A 20287-nucleotide genomic window follows, 5' to 3' on the forward strand; every position below is an offset into this window, starting at 1 on the left:
AATATTTGCTTACCCCCTTAATTTTTGTTGGCATTACTTTTCCCAAAGTGAAAATTTGAAGTGTCCAAGAAAAAATAAACTTGATGCCACAACAACGCAAAAACCAGAAGCGAAGAGAGTATAATCAACTTCAATCAGTGATATAGCACTTCCTAGCCCAGCAGCGGCAAGGTTTCCCACGCAGAAAACAGTAACTAACATTCCCATTAGTTTTCCTTGAGCTCTATGTTCGTAGGCTGTAGAAAGATAGCTTGAAAGAAAACCATTATAGATCCCGACACCTGCTCCAATGAGCCCAAATCCAATTAAGAAACTTTGTGCTCCTAAGTAAGGCACTAATACTAAAGATAGTCCTACGATAACCATTCCTAACAAACTTGCTTGAGCTGTCGTCATTTTGTTACGTATTCTAGGGTTAATCAGTACACTTGAGGTGATCATACAGCTGGTAATAAATACTGTTGCCCACCCAATATCTTTGGGTGTATAGGAAAGTTTCTCTACCAGCCAGAGGGGATAAAACTCATAATAAGTATTGATACCTAGCATGAGTAAAAAATAAATAAAAAAGAAACGGCGCAGTGCAATATCTTTTAATAAATTAAGGCTAGAGCCTGTTTCTGCGTTATGAGCTTTACGATCTAAACTTGGCGGTAGCTGAAAATAACAAAGTAGGGTTGCGGCCAAACACGCGGCTGAAGCCCAATAAAATACGACCTCTGTCCCTAAGTATGCGAGTTGTCCTCCAACAAGAGGCCCTATGAGATAACCACCAAATCCCATTGCACTGATCCACGATAAACTTTTAGTTTTATCGATTGTAGGATGTAAGTCAGTCGCAATGGCTCTTGCAATCGAAATATTACCTTCAAGTAAACCAGTGATGAAACGTGATAAACAAAAGAGTAAAAAATTTCCTGAGATGACAGCGTAAGCAGTAAGGATGTAGCTCAACGAACTACCGAGCATAGTAAAAATTAATACTTTTCTTCTACCGTGTTGATCAGAAAAAGCTCCAATTAAGCTTGAACCGATGATTAGGCCTAGTGGGTAAATACCAATGACAATACCAAACAAAATCTGTTTGGGTATCGACATAAAATGAGTCAAAGGGCTGGTGCCAGCATCAAAAAGTGGAGCGAGTAAAGGGTAAGGTAAAGCAATACCTGAAACACTAATTAAGGTAACCAATAAGGTTACGGTGAGAATAGAATTAGCCTGTGTCTCTAATCTATTGGTTTGATTGTTTGGCATAACTTCTACTTTTTTATGGCTGAATTATCGATACTATGTCATTGGTTAGATAATAAGTAAAGTTTTTTGCTTATATAATAAAGGCCGACGTTTTTAAATTTATCAGCCAGATCATTACTTGTCATAAAAGATGAATATTATTCTCTGACATATTTATTAACAATATGGATCATATTTCTAAACAAATATTCATTATTATAGAACCATGAAAAACCAAGCTGATGCTTATGGTTATTGAGAATGCTTAAAGAGGACAAGTAAGTGGCTACTATCAAACAAATTATCCTACCAATTGTAGTTATCGGCGGAGCCGTGATGATTGCTGTTGGACTGGCTTCGATGAAGAAACCACCAGAGGAAAAGCCCAAGACTGATAATCGTCCGGTTGTTTCGATTCAAGTAAATCAGCCTATCAATCATGTTCACACAATTAAATCTTATGGTGTGGTAACAGGCAAGTACGAAACTGAACTTGTTGCTCAGGTCTCGGGAGAAATTCAATTTATAGCTGACGCATTTGTTCGTGGTGGCTTCGTTCGTAAAGGTGAGATTTTAGCTAAAGTTGACCCTATTGATTACGAGGCCAACCTAATTGATGCTGAAGCTCAACTGGCAAGTGCGCAAGCATCACTGGTGACAGAAAAAGCCCAAGGAAAAGTCGCTGAGCGAGAGTGGGCCGAAATCACCAAAGGAACACCAACAGAGCTTAGTCTACGTAAACCACAATTAGCACAAGAGCTTGCTAGATTAAAATCTGCTCAAGCTAATTTAAAACGCGCAAAACGAAATTTTGAGAGAACGATTATTCGTGCCCCGTATGATGCATTAGTTGAAGCACGTAATGTGGGATTAGGTTCATACGTCAATACTGGCAGTATGCTTGGCAAAATAATTAGTGTTGATACCGCAGAGGTTCGCCTACCTGTAGCTGATAAAGAGTTAGCGTTTTTGAACAGAAGTGGTGAACAAGCGACTGTTACAATCGAAACCAATTTAGCTGGAAAAGTACAATCTTGGAATGGGAAAATAATTCGTTCAGAAGGTGTTGTTGATAAAAACAGCCGGATGACATATTTAGTGGCCCAAGTAATGGATCCGTATGGTTTGAATTCTGAACAGCCTAAATTGAAGTTTGGCTCTTACATCACAGCAAGAATCTCAGGAGAGCAAGCTAGACAAGTCAGTATTATTCCTCGGCACTTAATAGTTGAAGATAAAGTTGCGGTGTTAGGCGATGACAAACTTTTAAAGCTTAAACCCGTCACAATACTTCGTGAATCAGGTACCGATGCCATTATTTCTTCTGGCTTGGAAGCAGGAGACAGAATCATTATTTCGGCTTTAGATTATCCGCTTGAAGGGATGGAGCTTGCTTTACCTGAGGATATTAAAAAATCTAAATCGAAGCCAACCGCTGAAAAACAAGAAGCTGAAAGCACTCAGTAGGGCGAGGAAATAAAATGATTGACACGAATAAAGGACTGATTGCTTGGTTCGCTCGAAATAATGTTGCTGCTAATCTACTCATGATAATCATTATCGTTGGTGGCCTACTAACAGCAAATTCAATTCGTAAACAGTTTTTTCCTGCTGTTGAGGATAACTGGCTGCAATTTTCGGCTGTGTATCCTGGAGCAGCGCCACAAGAAGTGGAAGAAGGTATTACGATAAAAATCGAAGACGCTCTAGAGTCAGTACAAGGTTTAAAGCGTATTATTACCTATTCAAATAGGGGCTCATCGAATGGGTGGTTTGAAATCGATGAAACCTATAATCCGCAAGTAGTGCTCGATGAAGTGAAGTCTGCGATTGATACTATCTCTACTTTCCCAGCCGCGATGGAACCACCTCAAGTTGTTCGTAATAAATACGAACAAGAAGTGATGTATATTAGCTTGTACGGCGATTTGTCTCCAAAACAGTTAAAGGATTTAGGGCAAACAATCCATGACGAAATTTTACAATTACCTTTAGTTAATATTTCAGATTTTTTTAGCGGCTTACGTTATGAAATATCAATAGAAGTCAGTAAAGACAAATTACGTGAGTACGGCTTAAGGTTCTCAGATGTTTCTAATGCCGTAAGAAACTATTCACAAAATATGTCAGCGGGGCAAATTCGCACTCAAAATGGCTATATTAATTTACGTGTTGAAAATCAAGCTTATGTAGGTTTTGAATACGAGAAAATCCCGTTAATAACTCTAGCTGATGGCACTAATATCAAATTAGGTGATATTGCTAATATTAATGATGGTTTTGAAGAGGGGATTCAGTATTCAAAATTTAATGGCAAAAATGCTGTTACCTTTTCAATAAAAGCATCAAGTGATCAATCTATTACTGATGTAGCCAAAGTCGTGAAGAGATACCTAAATGATAAGCAAGCAGTATTACCACAAGGCGTAAAAATAGAGCCTTGGGTAGATATGACATATTACTTAAATGGCCGATTAGATTTAATGTTAGACAGTATGAAAACGGGTGCTGTCTTAGTATTTTTAATGCTAGCATTATTCTTGCGAGTGCGTTTAGCATTTTGGGTGATGGTAGGTTTGCCAGTATGTTTTTTAGGTACCTTACTGTTAATGCCTTTGAGTATGATTGATGTCACCATCAATGTGATCAGTTTATTTGCATTTATTCTGGTGCTTGGGATAGTCGTCGATGATGCCATTGTAATGGGAGAAAGTGCCCATACCGAGTGCGAAGAGCAAGGGCAATCAATCGATAGTGTTATTAGAGGTGTTAAAAAGGTTGCCATGCCAGCCACCTTTGGCGTGCTCACAACCATTGCAGCATTTTTACCTTTTACTCAGGGGACTGGGCCAGGATCAGCATTCGGGCAAGCGATTGGTTTTGTTGTTATATTGTGTTTATTGTTCTCGTTAGTTGAATCAAAGCTTATATTACCAGCGCATTTAGCGCGTATGAAACCACCAAAAGTGGTTAAGCCTGGTTCTAAAAATCCACTGGATTGGTTACGGTTAGGTATTGGTTTTTTACAAAAACGTATTGACAATGGTTTGCAACACATCATTAGTAATATCTATCGCCCGTTTTTAACTATTGCAGTTAAATATCGCTATACAGTGATCATGAGTTTTGTCGGTTTTCTCATTGTGTGTGCGGGCTTATATGGTGGTGGTTTTGTTCGTTTTATCGGCCAACCAAAAATCCCTTCAGACTTTCCACGTATTTCACTAGAGATGAAAGTGGACGCTTCCGAAAAGGCTACACTCGCAGGTGCAATGGCCGTAAAAGATACGTTAATTCGCATCGATAACGAAATCGAAAAAAAGTATGGTCAAAAAATGCTTACGGATATTCAAGTTCGATTACAAGGTCGAACACGAGCGCAAATTAGTACTAAGCTCGTTGATCCTGAATTAAGACCTATGGATACCTTTGCCATTGCTGATATGTGGCGGAATGCTTTTCCTATAATTCCAGGAATGAAAACACTAACAGTGCAGGATAGTTTACTTGGTGGTGGTCGAGATGACGGTGATATTTCATTCCGATTACAAGGAAAAGACGAATCACAATTAATTGAAGCTGGGAAGGAGTTAAAAGCAAAACTGCAAAGTTTGAAAGGGGTAGGTGATGTCAATGACAGCCGTCAGAGCAGCACCAAAGAGATACAGTTTGAGCTAAAACCACAAGCATATGCACTTGGTTTGACATTACGTGATGTAGCATTGCAAGCTAACTATTCATTTTATGGGCTAGAAGCTCAACGAATTATCCGTGACGGTGAAGAGTTAAAAGTGATGATCCGTTACCCAGAGCATGAGAGAAACTCAATTGCTCAAGTATCAGACTTACTTATTCAGACAAAATCTGGCGATGAAGTTCCACTATCTGATGTTGCAACAATTCAACTGGTAGATGGTGTTAATAGCATTAGGCGTGAGAATGGTAACCGCACGGTTAATGTTTGGGCTTCAATTGACGCTGATCAGGTTGAACCGTTTGAAGTAGCAAAGGAGCTTCGTGAGAATTATTTGCCTGATCTATTGAAAAAATACCCAAGAGTTAAAAGTGAACTGGCGGGTAATATTCAAGAGCAGCTTGATAGCACTAGCACTCAGCTTCGTGATTTCATTATTTCACTTTTAGTGATTTATAGCCTATTAGCAATACCTCTGAAATCTTATGCTCAACCTATGATTATTATGTCTGTAATTCCATTTGGTATTATTGGCTCAGTATTAGGGCATATGATTTTAGGTATTGATCTCAGTGGGTTATCAATTTTAGGGATTATTGCTGCAGCTGGCGTTGTTGTAAACGATTCGTTAGTGATGGTGGATTACATTAACAATGCGAGAAAGCAAGGTATCGTTATGAAAACAGCAGTTGTGAATGCTGGCTGTCGACGCTTCCGTGCGATTCTATTAACCTCACTAACAACGTTTATTGGTGTTACCCCGATAATATTAGAAACCAGTATGCAAGCTAAGATGGTCATCCCTATGGCCGTGTCACTTGGTTTTGGGGTATTGTTTGCGACAATTGTTACTTTGTTATTAATACCTTGTGTTTATTTGTTTATTGAAGATACTAAGCGCTTTTTCAGAAATTTATTTACTTGGACTAATCCAACTAATACTTAAAAATGTCTAGATTCTAGTTAAATATTCCAAGGGAAGCGTAGCTTCCCTTTTTTTATGGTGAACAAATATAATTCTTTATAATTAGGGTCTGTTGATCTTTCGTGATTGTTTTGCAGCGATAAATTGTTCATTTCTACTGCGTTATCGCTTGCTTATTTGGAATACCAAACCGCACAAGCTCGAAGTACTATATTCCCTACGGCCGCCATACAAAGCTGGCGTTCAACGCACTTAGTGCTTTTGTCGGGATAATTCAAGTGCTTGTAACGCAGTAATGGAAGCCTTTAGCATTGCCCTTCGGGAGCTTGTATGTGCTCAAATTACTTCTCAAAATTGTCTTGACGTAGAACAACTATGCCTTCATCAATTTCGATTGCACTTTGAGCACATACATAGCTCAGAGTTGAGCATTTAATTACTGTAATTGGTATAACGCTAAACCAAAGTAAAACCCATTGTGTGGATATGGAAAGACTGATGAGCGAGTTTGATTTCCTCGGTTTCAACTTTCAACGGATCACAGGCCTCATCAAAGGCACCAGTTACATTAAGATACAAGCGTCTAAGAAGAGCCAAACAAAGCTGAAAAATAAACTCAGAGCCATAGTGAAACACCGAACCTCAAATACGCTTGGTGTACTGATAAATAAAGTAAATCAAGTTCTGAGAAGAGGGTGGAAACACTATTTTGGTGGGATAGGTTATCCCAGAGCGATATTTTTCAGAATAAATGGATTTGTAGTAGACCGATTCTATCGATGGCATCGACGCTTAAGTCAACGTCGGAGCAAGTATCTATCACGAGGTGCTTACGAAAAATTACGCCAAGCAGGTCTTGAGTATTTACCCACGACAAGATGATAAGCAAAGTGAAGGGGCTGAGAGAAGTGTAACAACAGAGCCGTGTGAGGGAAAACTTCATGCACGGAATCGAAGAGGGGCAGCTGGATAAGCGATAGCGAAGCCAGTAGCCTACTCTACTTAAATGTTTTTCTTGTGTTGTTATGGAATTAAATGTTAATTTTTTGTTTCATCGCTAGGTGTTTTTTGCAAGGAGGCTGAATTTGAAGTTTTTTAAAGTACTTGTTTTGGCGCTAATGCCATTTCTGTTTACGGGTTGCAGTAATGGTGAAATAAATGATCCTCTAAAAAAAGAAGCTAAATCTACCAAACCCATCGAACAAGTTGTGTGTCGCTCATCTCCACCCATTTTAAATTCTGAGGGAATAAAAAGGAATTTAATAAAAAGAGGGGTTATTACTTCAGATATGTCGGCCTCTGAGGCCGAGAAAAAAGTATCGGAATTCATCAATAAAAAAAGAAGTGCATTCAAAGATTGTGGGAATAAGAAGAAATAATATGAATATAAACTATAAGCGTATAGCTTTAGCAATTGGTCTAGCATGTACAGGCATGTTACAAGTTGTTCATGCTGCACCCGCTGAACAACTTTCGATGGCCGCTGATGCAGGTTTAATCAATGAGCAGCAAATTATATATTGGATGGTGAAACGTGGTGAACTTTCCGCTTCAGCCACAGATGCTGAGAAGCGAGCTGCGCTAGCAGCGTTTACCGCTAAAGCCAAAGGCTACCCTGCTGAAGAGCATCATGCACTCAAAAATAGCATGAAGCAAAAGCTCAAAGCCAAAGCCAAAGCCAATCTACAAAGAGTAAATGGCGCAGTGCGTGCTGAGTCGAGTGATGTTGAAAAAACCGTTAAAGTACTTGCTGTTCTTGTGGATTTCCCAGATTTGCCCCATGAAGCTAACAGGCTAACAGCTGCTGATACGGGCATGTTTTATGAAAGTTACCCAGCTTCACACTATGAAAATTTATTATTTTCACCTACAGGTTTTCAGGGCCCACAAAGCCAAAATTTCCAATCAGCTAATCAGTATTTTAGTGCTGTTTCGGGTGGTACATTTTTCTTTGAAGGAGGAGTAAAAGGTTGGGTTACTGCATCAGAAAACGCTGCTTTTTACGGTGGTAATGATGCTGACAATAACGATGATGATAAAGCCGTACCAGAGCTTGTAAAAGAAGCTGTAACAGCCGTTGTCGCTAATATGTCAGAAGCTGAATTGAATAGCTACGATATAGAAGATCCCTATGATCACGATAGTGATGGTAATACTGATGAGCCTGACGGGATTATCGACCATCTTATGCTATTCCATTCTAGCGTTGGTGAAGAAGCGGGCGGCGGCGTTTTAGCTGATGATGCTATTTGGTCACACCGATATTTTGTTTTAGATACAAGAACGGGTTATAGAATCCCAGGTACTAATAAAAATGTATTTGGTTATACTGTTCAGCCAATCGATGCCGCAGCGGGTGTTTGTGTTCATGAATTTGGCCACGACTTAGGTTTGCCTGATGAATATGACACTCAAGCAGGCGCTACTGATTCAGGTTCTCCAGTTGGACTCTGGTCAGTTATGTCAGGCGGAAGCTGGGCAGGTGCAATACCTGGATCAGAACCGACAGGGTTTAGCCCCTATGCTCGTTCATATTTACAAGATCGATATGAAGGCAACTGGTTAAATGAACGAGTTATCACTCAAGAATCAATAATAAATCAAGATCTGGATATTGAGCTGTTCTCTGCAGTAAATAACAATCAAATTAACCAGTTATCAATTCCTCTTCCACCTTTAAAAGTTCAATTTAAAGCACCGCATACTGGTGATTATCAGTATTATTCTGGTGAAGGGCACAGAATGGAAAATTCAATGTCATTTGATGTGGCCTTGCCCAGGTCTTCATCGTTAACCTTATCGATGAAAGCACATTGGAACATTGAGCTTGATTATGATTACATTCAGGTGCTTATAAATGGTACGGCAATATCGGGCAACTATACTAAGGCTGCTAACACATTAAATGATGCTGCTCATATCATCACTGGTGAGTCTTCAGAGCTTCCTGATTCTGAAGGTGATAATCATTGGGTAAATTTGGAATACGATTTAACGGGCTTCGCAAATAGCACTGTTACGGTAAAAATTGTTTATGTAACAGATGAAGCTGTTGGTGAGTATGGTTTCGTAGCCGACGAAATTAAAGTGTTAAATGGCTCTGAAATCATTTATCAAGATGGTGCAGAAGAAGCTAATGATACCGTTCTAGCCGGCTTTAAACGTGTTGGTGATAAAGTAGATGATAAACCAATGCGTTATATTGTTCAGTTAAGAAATTATCAGGGGGTTGATTCAAGCCTCCAAATAGATTCGTACGAGCCGGGAGTTTTGGTTTGGTTAGAGAACATGAATCAAACTAATAATAATGTCTCTAAGCATGAGGCACAAAGTTTAATTGGTGTTGTTGATGCCGATCAAAGCTTAATTGGAACTAGACGTACATCTATTCAGGTTAGAGATGCGACATTCAGTAAGTTTGAACAATCAGTGTTTACTGGTGATACCCATTTGAGTGCTAGTTCTACTTTCAGAGATAGCGATAATTATATTTCGTCGAAACAACCACAGGGAGGAATGTTTTTACGTAACCTTGGAATTTCGCTAGAGGTCGTTGAACAGGCTGAAGACAGCAGTACAGCTACTGTTCGTCTAACACGAACCATTGAGGATGAAAATAATCCAGAGCGAATTGCCGCTTATTTTTACTTAGAGCAAGATGAATCAGAAATAAACTTTTTACCTCTAATTACTCCATCCACTTCAGTTTCGTATTCATGGAATTTTGGTGATGGAAATACCAGTGATGTAGCAGCACCTAATCATACTTACTCAGAAGAAGGTGAGTACACAGTTAGTTTAACGGTTACTGACCAAGATGATTATCAGATAAATGTAGAAAGACAGGTAACAGCCTCTGCAGCTCCTGAATCGAAATTTACCTATTCAGCTTCCAATTTAGTGGTTACTTTTACTAACAATACAACTGGTGGCTCTGGTGAGTTAACTTATGCTTGGGCATTTGGTGATAATAATACGAGTACATTAGAGTCCCCTCAGCATACTTATTCAGCAGCAGGCACTTATTCTGTAACGTTAAAAGTTACGGATGCTAATGGGAAGATTTCATCTGCTACTGAAAATGTCACTGTAACAGCACCTGTGGTTACTCCACCACCTCCTCCTGCTGAAGAGAAGTCTTCGGGTGGCAGTTTGTCTTGGTTTGGCGTAATACTAGTGTCATTACTTGGGCTTAGACGAAAGTACCGATATTAGGGGCTGTTTATCTTTCGTGATTATTTTTGCAGCGATAAATTGGTCATTTTATACAAGACAGAGCTTGTGCGGTTTGGTATTCCAAATAAGCAAGCGATAACGCAGTTGAAATGACCAATTTACGCTGTCTTAGATGCTTTTGAGCGTTCACTGTTCTGTGTTGTAACCCGTTTACTTAGATGACTAAGCTTCACCTAAAAAAACTGATTTGTTCAGGTTTTTTGTTTTTTCAATCCTACATCTTTTTCTTTGAACTATATTTAATCAAGTCACGCTTTTTTTAGATTTTCTGCTGGTTGTTACTGTGAGGTTTAGTAAATGCAGATTATAAAGGCCAGTTTTTGGTTAATCAATGCAATACCATTTTCTTTGAGCGATATTCTGCTTACAGAGAGTCGTTTCATTTCTGCTATAAAAAATACTTCTTCTTCAAAAAAGTGTCAGCTAATTAAACTGATATTTCTACAGTATTTACAACAATCTTTATATTTAAATCTAAGCAAGCTTGCATTAACTACTCATAAATTTAAGCCCAAAAAGCAAAAGATTTAAGAGTGTATTCAGTCAAAAGACACGGATTAGTCGTTGTCGTGAATAGTGAGAAGTTAGCTTATGTTCAGTCATGCAATCGTGCGTAAGATGTTTTCGGTTATTCTTATACTACCCATTGGTAGTGGTTTCGTATTAGCGCAGCCTGTTAGCCATACACCAGCAGATATCGGTGTAGTTAATGAAGAAAGAATCATCTATTGGATGAAAAAAAATGGCCATTTATCTGAAAACGCAACAAGTGAAGAAACGAAACAAGCGTTAGCCCGCTACACATCAAAAGCACAACCTTATTTTCCACATCAAATTACAAAAGAGGCTGCAAATGCTGAAAGAAGGCGCTTAAATAGACTGACTGAAAACAAGCATCTACATAAAGCACCAGCCGATTCATCCGATAGCGTTAAAACAGTTAAGGTGTTGGCTGTACTCATCGATTTTCCTGATTTACCACATAACAATAATCGTTTATCTTCTCGTGATACAAGGATGTATTACAGTAGTTATCCGAAGTCGCATTATCAAAACATGCTTTTCTCCACGACAGGGTATTCTGGCCCTCAATCGCAAACATTACGTTCAGTGCATCAGTATTATGATGATGTTTCCGGTAACAGCTTTAAATTCACCGGTGATGCAAAAGGCTGGTTCAGAGCAGAGCAAAATGCCCAGTATTACGGTAGAAATGACTCTTCACGCAACAATGCAGACAATGCAGCAACAGAATTAGTCAAGGAAGCTGTATCTGACGCTGTAGCGACAATGTCTCAAGACGAACTCAATAGTTTTGACATCGAAGATCCGCGAGATTTAGATAATGATGGAAACATTAACGAGAGTGATGGAATCATCGACCATATAATGGTCTTTCATTCTAGCATTGGAGAAGAAGCTGGTGGAGGGGTATTAGGTTCGAATGCTATTTGGTCACATAGTTTTGCTGTTAACGCTTCATCAGGCGGCTATACACTTCCAGGCACGAATAAAAAAGTACTAGGCTATACTATTCAGCCAATTGATGCAGCAATCGGTGTATGTGCGCATGAATTTGGACATGATTTAGGACTACCAGATGAATATGATACTCAATCAGGAGGTGATGGTTCGCCTGTGGGACTATGGTCGATTATGTCTGCAGGTACTTGGGTTGGAACTATCCCTGGTAGTCAACCAGTAGGGTTTAGTCCTTACGCGCGCTCTTATCTGCAAAACAAGTTTAATGGCCGTTGGGTTAACGAACAAGATATTAGTTTATCATCAATCACAAATACACCAACCGACTATGTTTTAGCATCGGCGATTGATAAGCAAAATATAAATCAATTAGCAATTACTTTAGACTCTCCACCTATACCATTTAAGCAAGCTTATTCAGGTGAATATCAATACTACTCAGGTCAAGGCGATCAGCTTGAGCACTCTATGTCATTTGCAAGGCAACTTCCAGTTTCTTCATCAATAATATTAACGATGAAATCACACTGGGAGATGGAGAACAGATTTGATTATGCACAAGTGCTAATTAACGGAGTAGCAATAGCAGGTAACCATACTAATGAAACTAACTCCACTACAAACGATCGTCATACGATCACTGGGAAATCGAAATCCATTGTTGGTGCAGAAGGGGAGAATGGCTGGGTTGATCTTGAATATAATTTAACACCATATTCAGGTCAGAATGTGACGATTAAAATGGTTTACAAAACAGATACTGCGGTTACAAAATACGGAATCGTCGTTGACGATATTAAAATTCATAATGCTGGCTCTCAAATCTATCATGATGACTCAGAAACGCAGGGGAGAGTAACACAAGCAGGTTTTACTCGAATAAATAACAGTAGGCCGGGGAAAAATATGCGGTACTTGATTCAGTTGCGTAACCATCAAGGAGTCGATGACGGACTTGGGGGCAGTGGTTATGATCCAGGTGTGGTAATATGGCTTGAGAATTCAAATCAGTTCGATAATCGTGTTTCAAGTCACCCAGGGCAAAGTCTAATTGGTGTTATCGACGCCGATCAAGTCTTAATAAGTAATCGAAATAGCCGAACTCAAATGCGTGATGCAGCCTTTAGTTTGTATGATCAAACACCCTATTCAGGTGATAATCATTTGATAGCCAATGCTCATTTCTCTGACTCAGACGATTACACGGCGCCGGAGAAACCTCAACAAGGCATGATCTTGCCGAATATGGGCTTATCAGTATCAGTGGTTGAGCAAGCGCAGGACAGCAGCTCTGCACGTGTAAGAATAAATCGTACTTTTGAGCCTAACGATGATCCCGAGAATGCATTAGTGAGTATTAGCTCCACGATTAATGGCAGTACTGTAAACTTTACTGCTGCTATTAGCGGTGGTAGTGGTGGATATAGTTATTTGTGGAATTTTGGTGATGGAAATACAAGCACAGAGGTTTCACCACAGCACACTTATACGCAATCAGGAAATTATACCGTGATACTTCAACTAACATCTTCTAGCGGTGCTGTTTCATCTGTTACAAAGAGAGTTACAATAGGAGAGTTAAATCATCAACAAAAAGATGGAGATACTAATCAATCGAAAAATTCTGGAGGCAATTGGTCTTGGGTGATGACTTTGATGTTGTCAGGCTTTGCAATATGTAGACGAAGAAATAAAATATGGTGGTCGTTACTGGGCTCGAACCAGTGACCCCTTCCTTGTAAGGGAAGTGCTCTCCCAGCTGAGCTAAACGACCTGGGATTTACTATCTTTTAATACTTAGTAAAAGTATGGTGGTCGCTACTGGGCTCGAACCAGTGACCCCCTCCTTGTAAGGGAGGTGATCTCCCAGCTGAGCTAAGCGACCTGGGATATACTATTTTTTAATACTTGGTAAAAAGTATGGTGGTCGTTACTGGGCTCGAACCAGTGACCCCTTCCTTGTAAGGGAAGTGCTCTCCCAGCTGAGCTAAACGACCTGAGATTTACTATTTTTTAATACTTAGTAAAAAGTATGGTGGTCGCTACTGGGCTCGAACCAGTGACCCCCTCCTTGTAAGGGAGGTGCTCTCCCAGCTGAGCTAAGCGACCTGGGATATACTATTTTTTAATACTTAGTAAAAAGTATGGTGGTCGTTACTGGGCTCGAACCAGTGACCCCTTCCTTGTAAGGGAAGTGCTCTCCCAGCTGAGCTAAACGACCTCGCTGTGTGGAGCCGTATTATAGGGAGGCGGCTTTCAGTGTCAACGGTTTTTGAATAAAAACTTGTTACACGGTCTAATTTTGTCCATTTAGGTGTATTGTTCATCAAAGGCGGTGATTATGTGAGTCGTAAGCATTCAGAATTAGGTTGTTTCGATAATTACCATAACGACTATATACTATCGTTCTGTAGAACATTTATCACAGAGTATGGCACCGACTCTGTTTACCCTGATAGAATATCCGCAATTTAGACATCTATACCCGTAATCAATGAAGATGCTCTGAATCGAGCACTTTCATTAATTACGGGTATATACTTTATAAAGGTAAGTATTCCGTTATGACAGTTAAAACTCGTTTTGCTCCAAGTCCTACTGGTTTCCTCCATGTTGGTGGTGCTCGTACTGCTTTATATTCTTGGTTATATGCAAAAGCAAACAATGGTGAATTTGTTCTTCGAGTTGAAGACACAGATATTGAACGTTCATCTCAAGAAGCTTGTGATGCCATTCTTGATGGTATGAACTGGATTGGTTTGGAATGGGATGAAGGGCCGTATTATCAAACAAAACGTTTTGATCGCTACAATGAAATTATTGCTCAAATGTTAGAAGCGGGTACCGCCTATAAATGTACCTGTTCTCGTGAACGTGTTGAAGCACTTCGAGAGGATCAAGCGGCTAAAGGTGAGCGCCAAGGCTATGATGGCTGTTGTCGTGATAAAGCGATTACTGAAACTGATGAAGAATATGTGGTTCGTTTCAAAAACCCGTTAGATGGCAGTGTAGTGTTTGATGATCATGTTCGTGGTCGTATTGAAATTGCAAATTCTGAATTAGATGATTTTATTATTGCGCGCACAGAAGGTACACCAACATATAACTTTTGTGTTGTTGTGGATGATTGGGACATGGGAATTACTTGTGTTGTACGTGGTGAAGATCACATCAACAATACACCAAAACAAATAAATATCTTAAAAGCGCTTAAAGCACCAATACCTGAATATGCGCATGTCGCGATGATTTTGGGTGATGACGGTGCAAAACTATCTAAACGTCATGGTGCAGTTGGCGTTATGCAGTACCGTGACGATGGTTATTTGCCTGAAGCATTATTAAATTACTTGGTGCGTTTAGGTTGGTCACATGGTGATCAAGAAGTATTTTCTGTTGAAGAAATGAAAAACCTATTTAGCCTTGATGACATTAATAAAGCCGCATCAGCTTTTAATACAGAGAAACTACAATGGTTGAACCAACATTATATTAAATCTCTACCAGCGGGATATGTAGCAGAGCATTTAGCTTGGCATATGAAAGATCAAAACATTGATACTTCAAACGGCCCAGCATTAGCTGATGTTGTTACAGCATTATCTGAGCGTGCAAAAACATTAAAAGAACTTGCAGCATCGAGCCGCTATTTCTATGAAGATTATGAAGAGTTTGAAGCAACAGCAGCCAAGAAACACTTAAGAGGTGTTGCAATGGAGCCTTTACAGCTTGCTCATCAGAAACTAGCAGAATTAAATAATTGGACGCCAGAAGCTATTTATCAAGTAATTGAAGATACAGCAGCCGAGTTAGAAGTTGGTATGGGTAAAGTTGGTATGCCTTTACGTGTCGCGGTTACTGGAGCAGGGCAGTCGCCGGGATTAGATATTACTTTAAACTTAATCGGCAAAGAACGTTCTGTGCAAAGAATCCTCAAGGCGGTCGAATTTGTAGCAAATAGAATAAATTCGTAAAAAACGAGTTGACACTTTTGGGTACGCTGCATAGAATGCGCCTCGCAGTTGAGACACAGGGTGGCCTACCCAAATTGTGCTCAAAGGTGTTTTGATAAATTCGGGGCTATAGCTCAGCTGGGAGAGCGCTTGCATGGCATGCAAGAGGTCTGCGGTTCGATCCCGCATAGCTCCACCAATTTATCAATTCAATAGTAAGTCCAGGGTCCCCTTCGTCTAGAGGCCTAGGACACCGCCCTTTCACGGCGGTAACAGGGGTTCGAATCCCCTAGGGGATACCAAAATTTATGCATTTGGAATCAATTCCAGGTTTCAGATTTTTGCATTTGGGATCAGTTTCAGGTACAAGTTTTGTGTTTTTTGGATTCATATTCGATTAACGCTACGGTATCAGCTTTTAGCCTACAGGAGCTGGTGTTAAATATTCAGAGATGAGTTTAAACATCAGTCCAGGGTCCCCTTCGTCTAGAGGCCTAGGACACCGCCCTTTCACGGCGGTAACAGGGGTTCGAATCCCCTAGGGGATACCAAAATCTTTGCGTTTGGAATCAGTTTTAGGTACAAGTTTTTGCATTTGGAATCAGTTTCAGGTACAAATTTTGCATTTGGAATCAGTTTCAGGTACAAATTTTGCATTTGGAATCAGTTTCAGGTACAAGTTTTTGCATTTGGAATCAATTCCAGATACAAGTTTTTACATTTGGGATTAATTCCAGATACAAGTTTTGTGTTTTTTGGATTTATATTCGACTAACGCTACGGTATCAGCTTTTAGCCTACAGAAGCTGGTGTTAAATATTCAGAGATGAGTTTAAACATCAGTCCAGGGTCCCCTTCGTCTAGAGGCCTAGGACACCGCCCTTTCACGGCGGTAACAGGGGTTCGAATCCCCTAGGGGATACCAAAATTTTTGCATTTGGAATCAGTTCCAGATTTCAAGTTTTTGCATTTGGGATCAATTCCAGGTACAAGTTTTGTGTTTTTTGGATTTATATTCGACTAACGCTACGGTATCAGCTTTTAGCCTACAGAAGCTGGTATTAAATATTCAGAGATGAGTTTAAACATCAGTCCAGGGTCCCCTTCGTCTAGAGGCCTAGGACACCGCCCTTTCACGGCGGTAACAGGGGTTCGAATCCCCTAGGGGATACCAAAATTTTTGCATTTGGAATCAGTTCCAAATTTCAAGTTTTTGCATTTGGGATCAATTCCAGATACAAGTTTTGTGTTTTTTGGATTTATATTCGATTGCCGCTATGGTATCAGTTTTTAGCCTACAGAAGCTGGTATTAAATATTCAGAGATGAGTTTAAACATCAGTCCAGGGTCCCCTTCGTCTAGAGGCCTAGGACACCGCCCTTTCACGGCGGTAACAGGGGTTCGAATCCCCTAGGGGATACCAAAATTATGGGGTTTGGAATCAGTTCCAGATTTCAAGTTTTTGCATTTGGGATCAATTCCAGATATAAGTTTTGTGTTTTTTGGATTTATATTCGATTGCCGCTATGGTATCAGCTTTTAGCCTACAGGAGCTGGTATTAAATATTCAGAGATGAGTTTAAACATCAATCCAGGGTCCCCTTCGTCTAGAGGCCTAGGACACCGCCCTTTCACGGCGGTAACAGGGGTTCGAATCCCCTAGGGGATACCAATATTTTTTGAATTTAGAATTTATTTTTGATTCAAACATTCTAACCACCTTAATGGTGGTTTTTTTGTTTGCCCAGCGAAGCTGACAAACCCGACAGGCAGAAAGAAGCCTGTATCACCCAGACTGAGGGGAAGATAATCCGAATGGCAAGGGCGTTGCGGGCTAACGGCAAGGTCTGAAGGAAGCCATAGGAAGTTAGAGGTACACAGTGAAAGCGAACCTGATTCGGCATAATAGAGAGGTAAGCGTGCGAAATAGCGCAACGCCATATACTCAGTCAGCTCTATCATGTGCTTGAGGGTGGGATTTCTAACAGGGAGCGAGTGCAGTAACTGGGGAAGCCTGACACCTTATCTGGAATAGTCCAGAAGCTTTTATACAAGAGGAAACTCAAGGTAGAAGTTGGTGCGAGGTGGCCGATGAGCCCGTAGTAGTGAGTAAAATCCAGCCGATGAAAGCCAGTAATGGTGTGGAGGGCAAAACTGGATTGACCAATGACGTAGTTTATTGGCGACATCAACAGCCAAAAGCCAAAAGCCTTGATGTTGGCGAAGGGGTGAAGCTTAATTTAAGTTTGTGATGGACAGGATTTTTTTCACAGATACAGAAAATCACAGAAAAAGATGAGTGAGGCATTTCCGACTGGAGGCATTAGGAATAATGACTCTGGAGACCGAAGCCGTATACGGGAGTAATTCAGTCATATCAAAGTAAATTGCCAAGGGCTAGAAGGCTTTGAGGCTGAGTGAAATACACCAACTGATGAAAACAAGACACTGAACCCAAACAACGCACACAGAGAGGTCAATGAGAGTTTATTACAGCTTGTATGGTCGCTTACTTAACAAAGAATCACTGTACAACGGATTTAAGAAAGTGTGGAGAGCCAAAGGCACTGCTGGAATTGATGAGCAGAGCTTAGAGCAATTCGCCTCAAATTTGAGTAACGAACTTGATAAACTTCTTATCGAACTCAAAACCAAGCAATACCGACCTTCAGCCTAGAAACATCTGTTGACTGCGTTCTCAAGCATAAAAAAATGGTTGATAGTAAGGCGTAGCTTGCAGCAAGTAGTTATTCTACTTGCAAAAGTTACAACGCAGATAACAGTCATTTTAGCAAGCTTGTGAGCGTAGAGCACTTCACTCATTGGGTGGAAGCCATGATGATAAAGTCATCTTATTGACTCAAACAGTTACTCATATACTCAGCGTTCAACTGATATTTTTAGGTTAAAGTATTTACTTTATTTTAGGATGAATAATGAGTTTTACGTCTAAATTTTTTTCAATCTTCTATACACTAGTAGTCCATTCATATGAATTCTACAGTTAAAGCTGTTCTGGTAAACCATAGTCATAGGAGAGCTAAGAATCATATATCGATATTTATTGTTTTAAACTCTTACTTAACTTTTGTTCACAATCAATTGACAAATAAGTGATATCTGAACAAAACACCTCCTCCCACCCCTTGGCAAGTCAGTAGGATTCTAGCTTTTCATGCTTTGATTAACGAATGTGTAACTGGATTTCGTTAATCAGTGAACTTCTGTTAAAAGGCTCACTTTACTCTGGGAGTACGGGGTAAAGTTTCTTTAATTTTATACGTGCCTCCTCAGTCGTGAACTGCCAGTTCATCTTAGCCTTGGACTCATTACGCTCGGTAACCCAGGCTTCGACTTCAGTATTTAGTGTTTCCTGATCGGGTATTCTTCGGTTTAAGCATTGCCTGCTCAAGATACTTAATTCAATTTCAGCCATATCCAACCAACTTCCGTGCTTTGGCGTGTAATGAAATTCTATTTTATTGATCAACCTACGAGCTTCTTCTGGTTCGAAGGCCTTATAAAATGAAGCCGGTGTATGAGTATTCAAGTTATCCTCAACTAATACAATTGTCTCAGCGTCCTTATAACGCCCGTCTACTAAGGCTTTTACTTGATGAGCCCAATCAATGGCCGTTCTGTGTTCAGTGACTTCAACATGTCGCCAGCCCGCTAAAGGCTCAAATATCATGAACAGGTTGCTGACACCGTTACGCTCATACTCTGTATCGTATCGCTCTGGATAACCTGAAACTAAGGGTAACGGATTGCGAACTTCTTTAACTTGTTGTTTGCTGGTTTCATCAAGGCATACTAAAGGACGCTTAGGATTGTAAGGAAGTTTATAGAGTTCTAATATATCTTCCATAGCACTCACGAAAGCAGCGTTTTCCTCTTTAGGTATACACCACTCTTCTTTAAGCCATGGTTTAAGTTCGTTTTTTTTAAAGCATAATGAACAGAAGTTCTTGATATGTTATCGATATATTTGAGTTCAATCATCTTGTCTCTAAGAAGATTTAATGTCCAACGGCAACGTCCTTCAGGAGGCGTAGAGCAGGCCAGTGCAATTAGGTGGGCTTCGGCTTCGCCATCCATTATGCGTCTGCGGCCTTGATGGCTGTGTTTGCTATTCACAGCGACTTCTAATCCTTCTTCGACAAAACGCTTTCTAAGGCTCGTTACTGCAAGTGGTGAGATGTTTAGTGCTTTAGCAATCTGTTGATTGGTCAGTGGCGAATTATTCTCATCAATAGCAAGTAAAATTTGGGCGTGTCGTTTCTTATGTTGAGCAACACGTGGTTTCTTCTGCTTTATCAAAGCCTCAAGCATTGAACGTTCTTCATTACTCAAACGAACGTGGTATTTAACCCTCATAACAACTCCAGTGTTTCTTGTGTTCAGGAGTTGTTAGGATATAACCATTCGGTCATTATTTGTTCTTGAATGGACTACTAGTACCCAAACACAGTGAAGATGTTCGATTGAACTCACTTTAAAGTTGGTATTAATTCATCCAGAGCAAGCACGTAAATACTGCGTGGCGTTTTAGGTTTTTTTCTAATTAAGCCTTTATTTTCTAGCGTCTTTATCATTTGATTGACGGTCGGTGGGGTAACGTCAAAATATTTTTGAAAATCTGTGTGTGCAGGCGGGACTTTATTTACCTTTGTGTACATTTTTATGAACGCTAAATACTGACCTTGTTTCTCTGTAAATGGGGCTTTTTCTGACTCAGGGATCGACATGTTTCTCATTTTGTGA

Annotated in this window: 12 protein-coding genes and 12 tRNA genes; 16 read left to right on the forward strand and 8 right to left on the reverse strand. The window is 40.0% G+C overall.

Annotated features, from left to right (window positions below; all coding sequences use genetic code 11):
* Positions 1-33: 33 nt before the first annotated feature.
* The gene (locus E2I05_RS05880) at positions 34-1254 is read right to left on the reverse strand and encodes an MFS transporter (protein WP_121853376.1); all 1221 of its coding nucleotides are present in this window, start codon (positions 1252-1254) and stop codon (positions 34-36) included.
* 261 nt (positions 1255-1515) lie between these two features.
* Here E2I05_RS05880 and E2I05_RS05885 point away from each other — a divergent pair, with 261 nt between their 5' ends.
* From E2I05_RS05885 to E2I05_RS05910, 6 genes are all read left to right on the forward strand, one after another.
* On the forward strand, positions 1516-2700 hold the full coding sequence (locus tag E2I05_RS05885) for an efflux RND transporter periplasmic adaptor subunit (RefSeq protein ID WP_121853377.1): 1185 nt from the start codon (positions 1516-1518) through the stop codon (positions 2698-2700).
* Positions 2701-2714: 14 nt separating this feature from the next.
* On the forward strand, positions 2715-5873 hold the full coding sequence (locus E2I05_RS05890) for an efflux RND transporter permease subunit (RefSeq protein ID WP_121853378.1): 3159 nt from the start codon (positions 2715-2717) through the stop codon (positions 5871-5873).
* Between the two features lie 477 nt (positions 5874-6350).
* Positions 6351-6734: a group II intron maturase-specific domain-containing protein gene (locus E2I05_RS05895; RefSeq protein ID WP_165905476.1), complete on the forward strand. Its 384-nt coding sequence runs from the start codon at positions 6351-6353 to the stop codon at positions 6732-6734.
* A 203-nt stretch (positions 6735-6937) separates the two neighbouring features.
* Positions 6938-7231 carry a hypothetical protein gene (locus E2I05_RS05900; protein ID WP_121853380.1) on the forward strand — a complete coding sequence of 98 codons (294 nt, stop codon included), beginning with the start codon at positions 6938-6940 and terminating at the stop codon, positions 7229-7231.
* 1 nt (position 7232) lies between these two features.
* Positions 7233-10067, forward strand: coding sequence for an immune inhibitor A domain-containing protein (locus E2I05_RS05905; RefSeq protein ID WP_121853381.1), 2835 nt, complete (start codon positions 7233-7235; stop codon positions 10065-10067).
* A gap of 612 nt (positions 10068-10679) precedes the next feature.
* Complete coding sequence (locus E2I05_RS05910; RefSeq protein WP_121853383.1) at positions 10680-13298, forward strand: immune inhibitor A domain-containing protein; 2619 nt, start codon at positions 10680-10682, stop codon at positions 13296-13298.
* On the opposite strand, the gene E2I05_RS05915 is transcribed toward E2I05_RS05910, so the two are convergent.
* The 5 genes from E2I05_RS05915 to E2I05_RS05935 form a co-directional block, all read right to left on the reverse strand.
* A tRNA-Val gene (locus E2I05_RS05915) sits at positions 13269-13344 on the reverse strand. The two genes, E2I05_RS05910 and E2I05_RS05915, sit on opposite strands and share 30 nt — an antisense overlap.
* A 35-nt stretch (positions 13345-13379) precedes the next feature.
* Positions 13380-13455: transfer RNA gene (locus E2I05_RS05920), tRNA-Val, on the reverse strand.
* A 36-nt stretch (positions 13456-13491) separates the two neighbouring features.
* A tRNA-Val gene (locus E2I05_RS05925) sits at positions 13492-13567 on the reverse strand.
* Positions 13568-13603: 36 nt separating this feature from the next.
* Positions 13604-13679, reverse strand: a tRNA-Val gene (locus E2I05_RS05930).
* A 36-nt stretch (positions 13680-13715) separates the two neighbouring features.
* Positions 13716-13791 (reverse strand) — tRNA-Val (locus tag E2I05_RS05935).
* Between the two features lie 343 nt (positions 13792-14134).
* On the opposite strand from E2I05_RS05935, the gene gltX reads away from it, so the two are divergent.
* The 10 genes from gltX (at position 14135) to E2I05_RS05985 (ending at position 18200) form a co-directional block, all read left to right on the forward strand.
* A complete protein-coding gene (gene gltX / locus E2I05_RS05940) occupies positions 14135-15544 on the forward strand; it encodes a glutamate--tRNA ligase (RefSeq protein WP_121853384.1) in 1410 nt (469 codons plus the stop codon).
* Between the two features lie 102 nt (positions 15545-15646).
* A tRNA-Ala gene (locus tag E2I05_RS05945) sits at positions 15647-15722 on the forward strand.
* A 27-nt stretch (positions 15723-15749) separates the two neighbouring features.
* Positions 15750-15825 (forward strand) — tRNA-Glu (locus E2I05_RS05950).
* A 173-nt stretch (positions 15826-15998) separates the two neighbouring features.
* Positions 15999-16074 (forward strand) — tRNA-Glu (locus E2I05_RS05955).
* A 298-nt stretch (positions 16075-16372) separates the two neighbouring features.
* A tRNA-Glu gene (locus E2I05_RS05960) sits at positions 16373-16448 on the forward strand.
* Positions 16449-16621: 173 nt separating this feature from the next.
* A tRNA-Glu gene (locus E2I05_RS05965) sits at positions 16622-16697 on the forward strand.
* 173 nt (positions 16698-16870) lie between these two features.
* Positions 16871-16946 (forward strand) — tRNA-Glu (locus tag E2I05_RS05970).
* Positions 16947-17119: 173 nt separating this feature from the next.
* Positions 17120-17195: transfer RNA gene (locus E2I05_RS05975), tRNA-Glu, on the forward strand.
* A 412-nt stretch (positions 17196-17607) separates the two neighbouring features.
* Complete coding sequence (locus E2I05_RS21970; protein WP_170179620.1) at positions 17608-17775, forward strand: hypothetical protein; 168 nt, start codon at positions 17608-17610, stop codon at positions 17773-17775.
* A gap of 227 nt (positions 17776-18002) precedes the next feature.
* Positions 18003-18200 carry a hypothetical protein gene (locus tag E2I05_RS05985; protein WP_244935418.1) on the forward strand — a complete coding sequence of 66 codons (198 nt, stop codon included), beginning with the start codon at positions 18003-18005 and terminating at the stop codon, positions 18198-18200.
* Between the two features lie 564 nt (positions 18201-18764).
* Here the strand turns inward: E2I05_RS05985 and E2I05_RS05990 are convergent.
* A protein-coding gene (locus tag E2I05_RS05990) for an IS630 family transposase (protein WP_133309486.1) occupies positions 18765-19900 on the reverse strand; the annotation gives its coding sequence in 2 pieces (ribosomal slippage) (positions 18765-19477 and positions 19477-19900; 1137 coding nt in all).
* A gap of 113 nt (positions 19901-20013) precedes the next feature.
* Positions 20014-20271, reverse strand: coding sequence for a LexA family protein (locus E2I05_RS05995; RefSeq protein ID WP_133309855.1), 258 nt, complete (start codon positions 20269-20271; stop codon positions 20014-20016).
* Positions 20272-20287: the final 16 nt, after the last annotated feature.

This window comes from Parashewanella spongiae, from assembly GCF_004358345.1.
GTDB lineage: Bacteria > Pseudomonadota > Gammaproteobacteria > Enterobacterales > Shewanellaceae > Parashewanella > Parashewanella spongiae.

What these genes read in the sequence shown, in the direction of transcription:
- gltX (WP_121853384.1), top strand. Translation starts at nt 14,135, where the DNA reads ATGACAGTTAAAACTCGTTTTGCTCCAAGTCCTACTGGTTTCCTCCAT.
- E2I05_RS05895 (WP_165905476.1), top strand. Translation starts at nt 6,351, where the DNA reads ATGAGCGAGTTTGATTTCCTCGGTTTCAACTTTCAACGGATCACAGGC.
- E2I05_RS05985 (WP_244935418.1), top strand. Translation starts at nt 18,003, where the DNA reads ATGAGAGTTTATTACAGCTTGTATGGTCGCTTACTTAACAAAGAATCA.
- E2I05_RS05890 (WP_121853378.1), top strand. Translation starts at nt 2,715, where the DNA reads ATGATTGACACGAATAAAGGACTGATTGCTTGGTTCGCTCGAAATAAT.
- E2I05_RS05995 (WP_133309855.1), bottom strand. Translation starts at nt 20,271, where the DNA reads ATGTCGATCCCTGAGTCAGAAAAAGCCCCATTTACAGAGAAACAAGGT.
- E2I05_RS05905 (WP_121853381.1), top strand. Translation starts at nt 7,233, where the DNA reads ATGAATATAAACTATAAGCGTATAGCTTTAGCAATTGGTCTAGCATGT.
- E2I05_RS05880 (WP_121853376.1), bottom strand. Translation starts at nt 1,254, where the DNA reads ATGCCAAACAATCAAACCAATAGATTAGAGACACAGGCTAATTCTATT.
- E2I05_RS05910 (WP_121853383.1), top strand. Translation starts at nt 10,680, where the DNA reads ATGTTCAGTCATGCAATCGTGCGTAAGATGTTTTCGGTTATTCTTATA.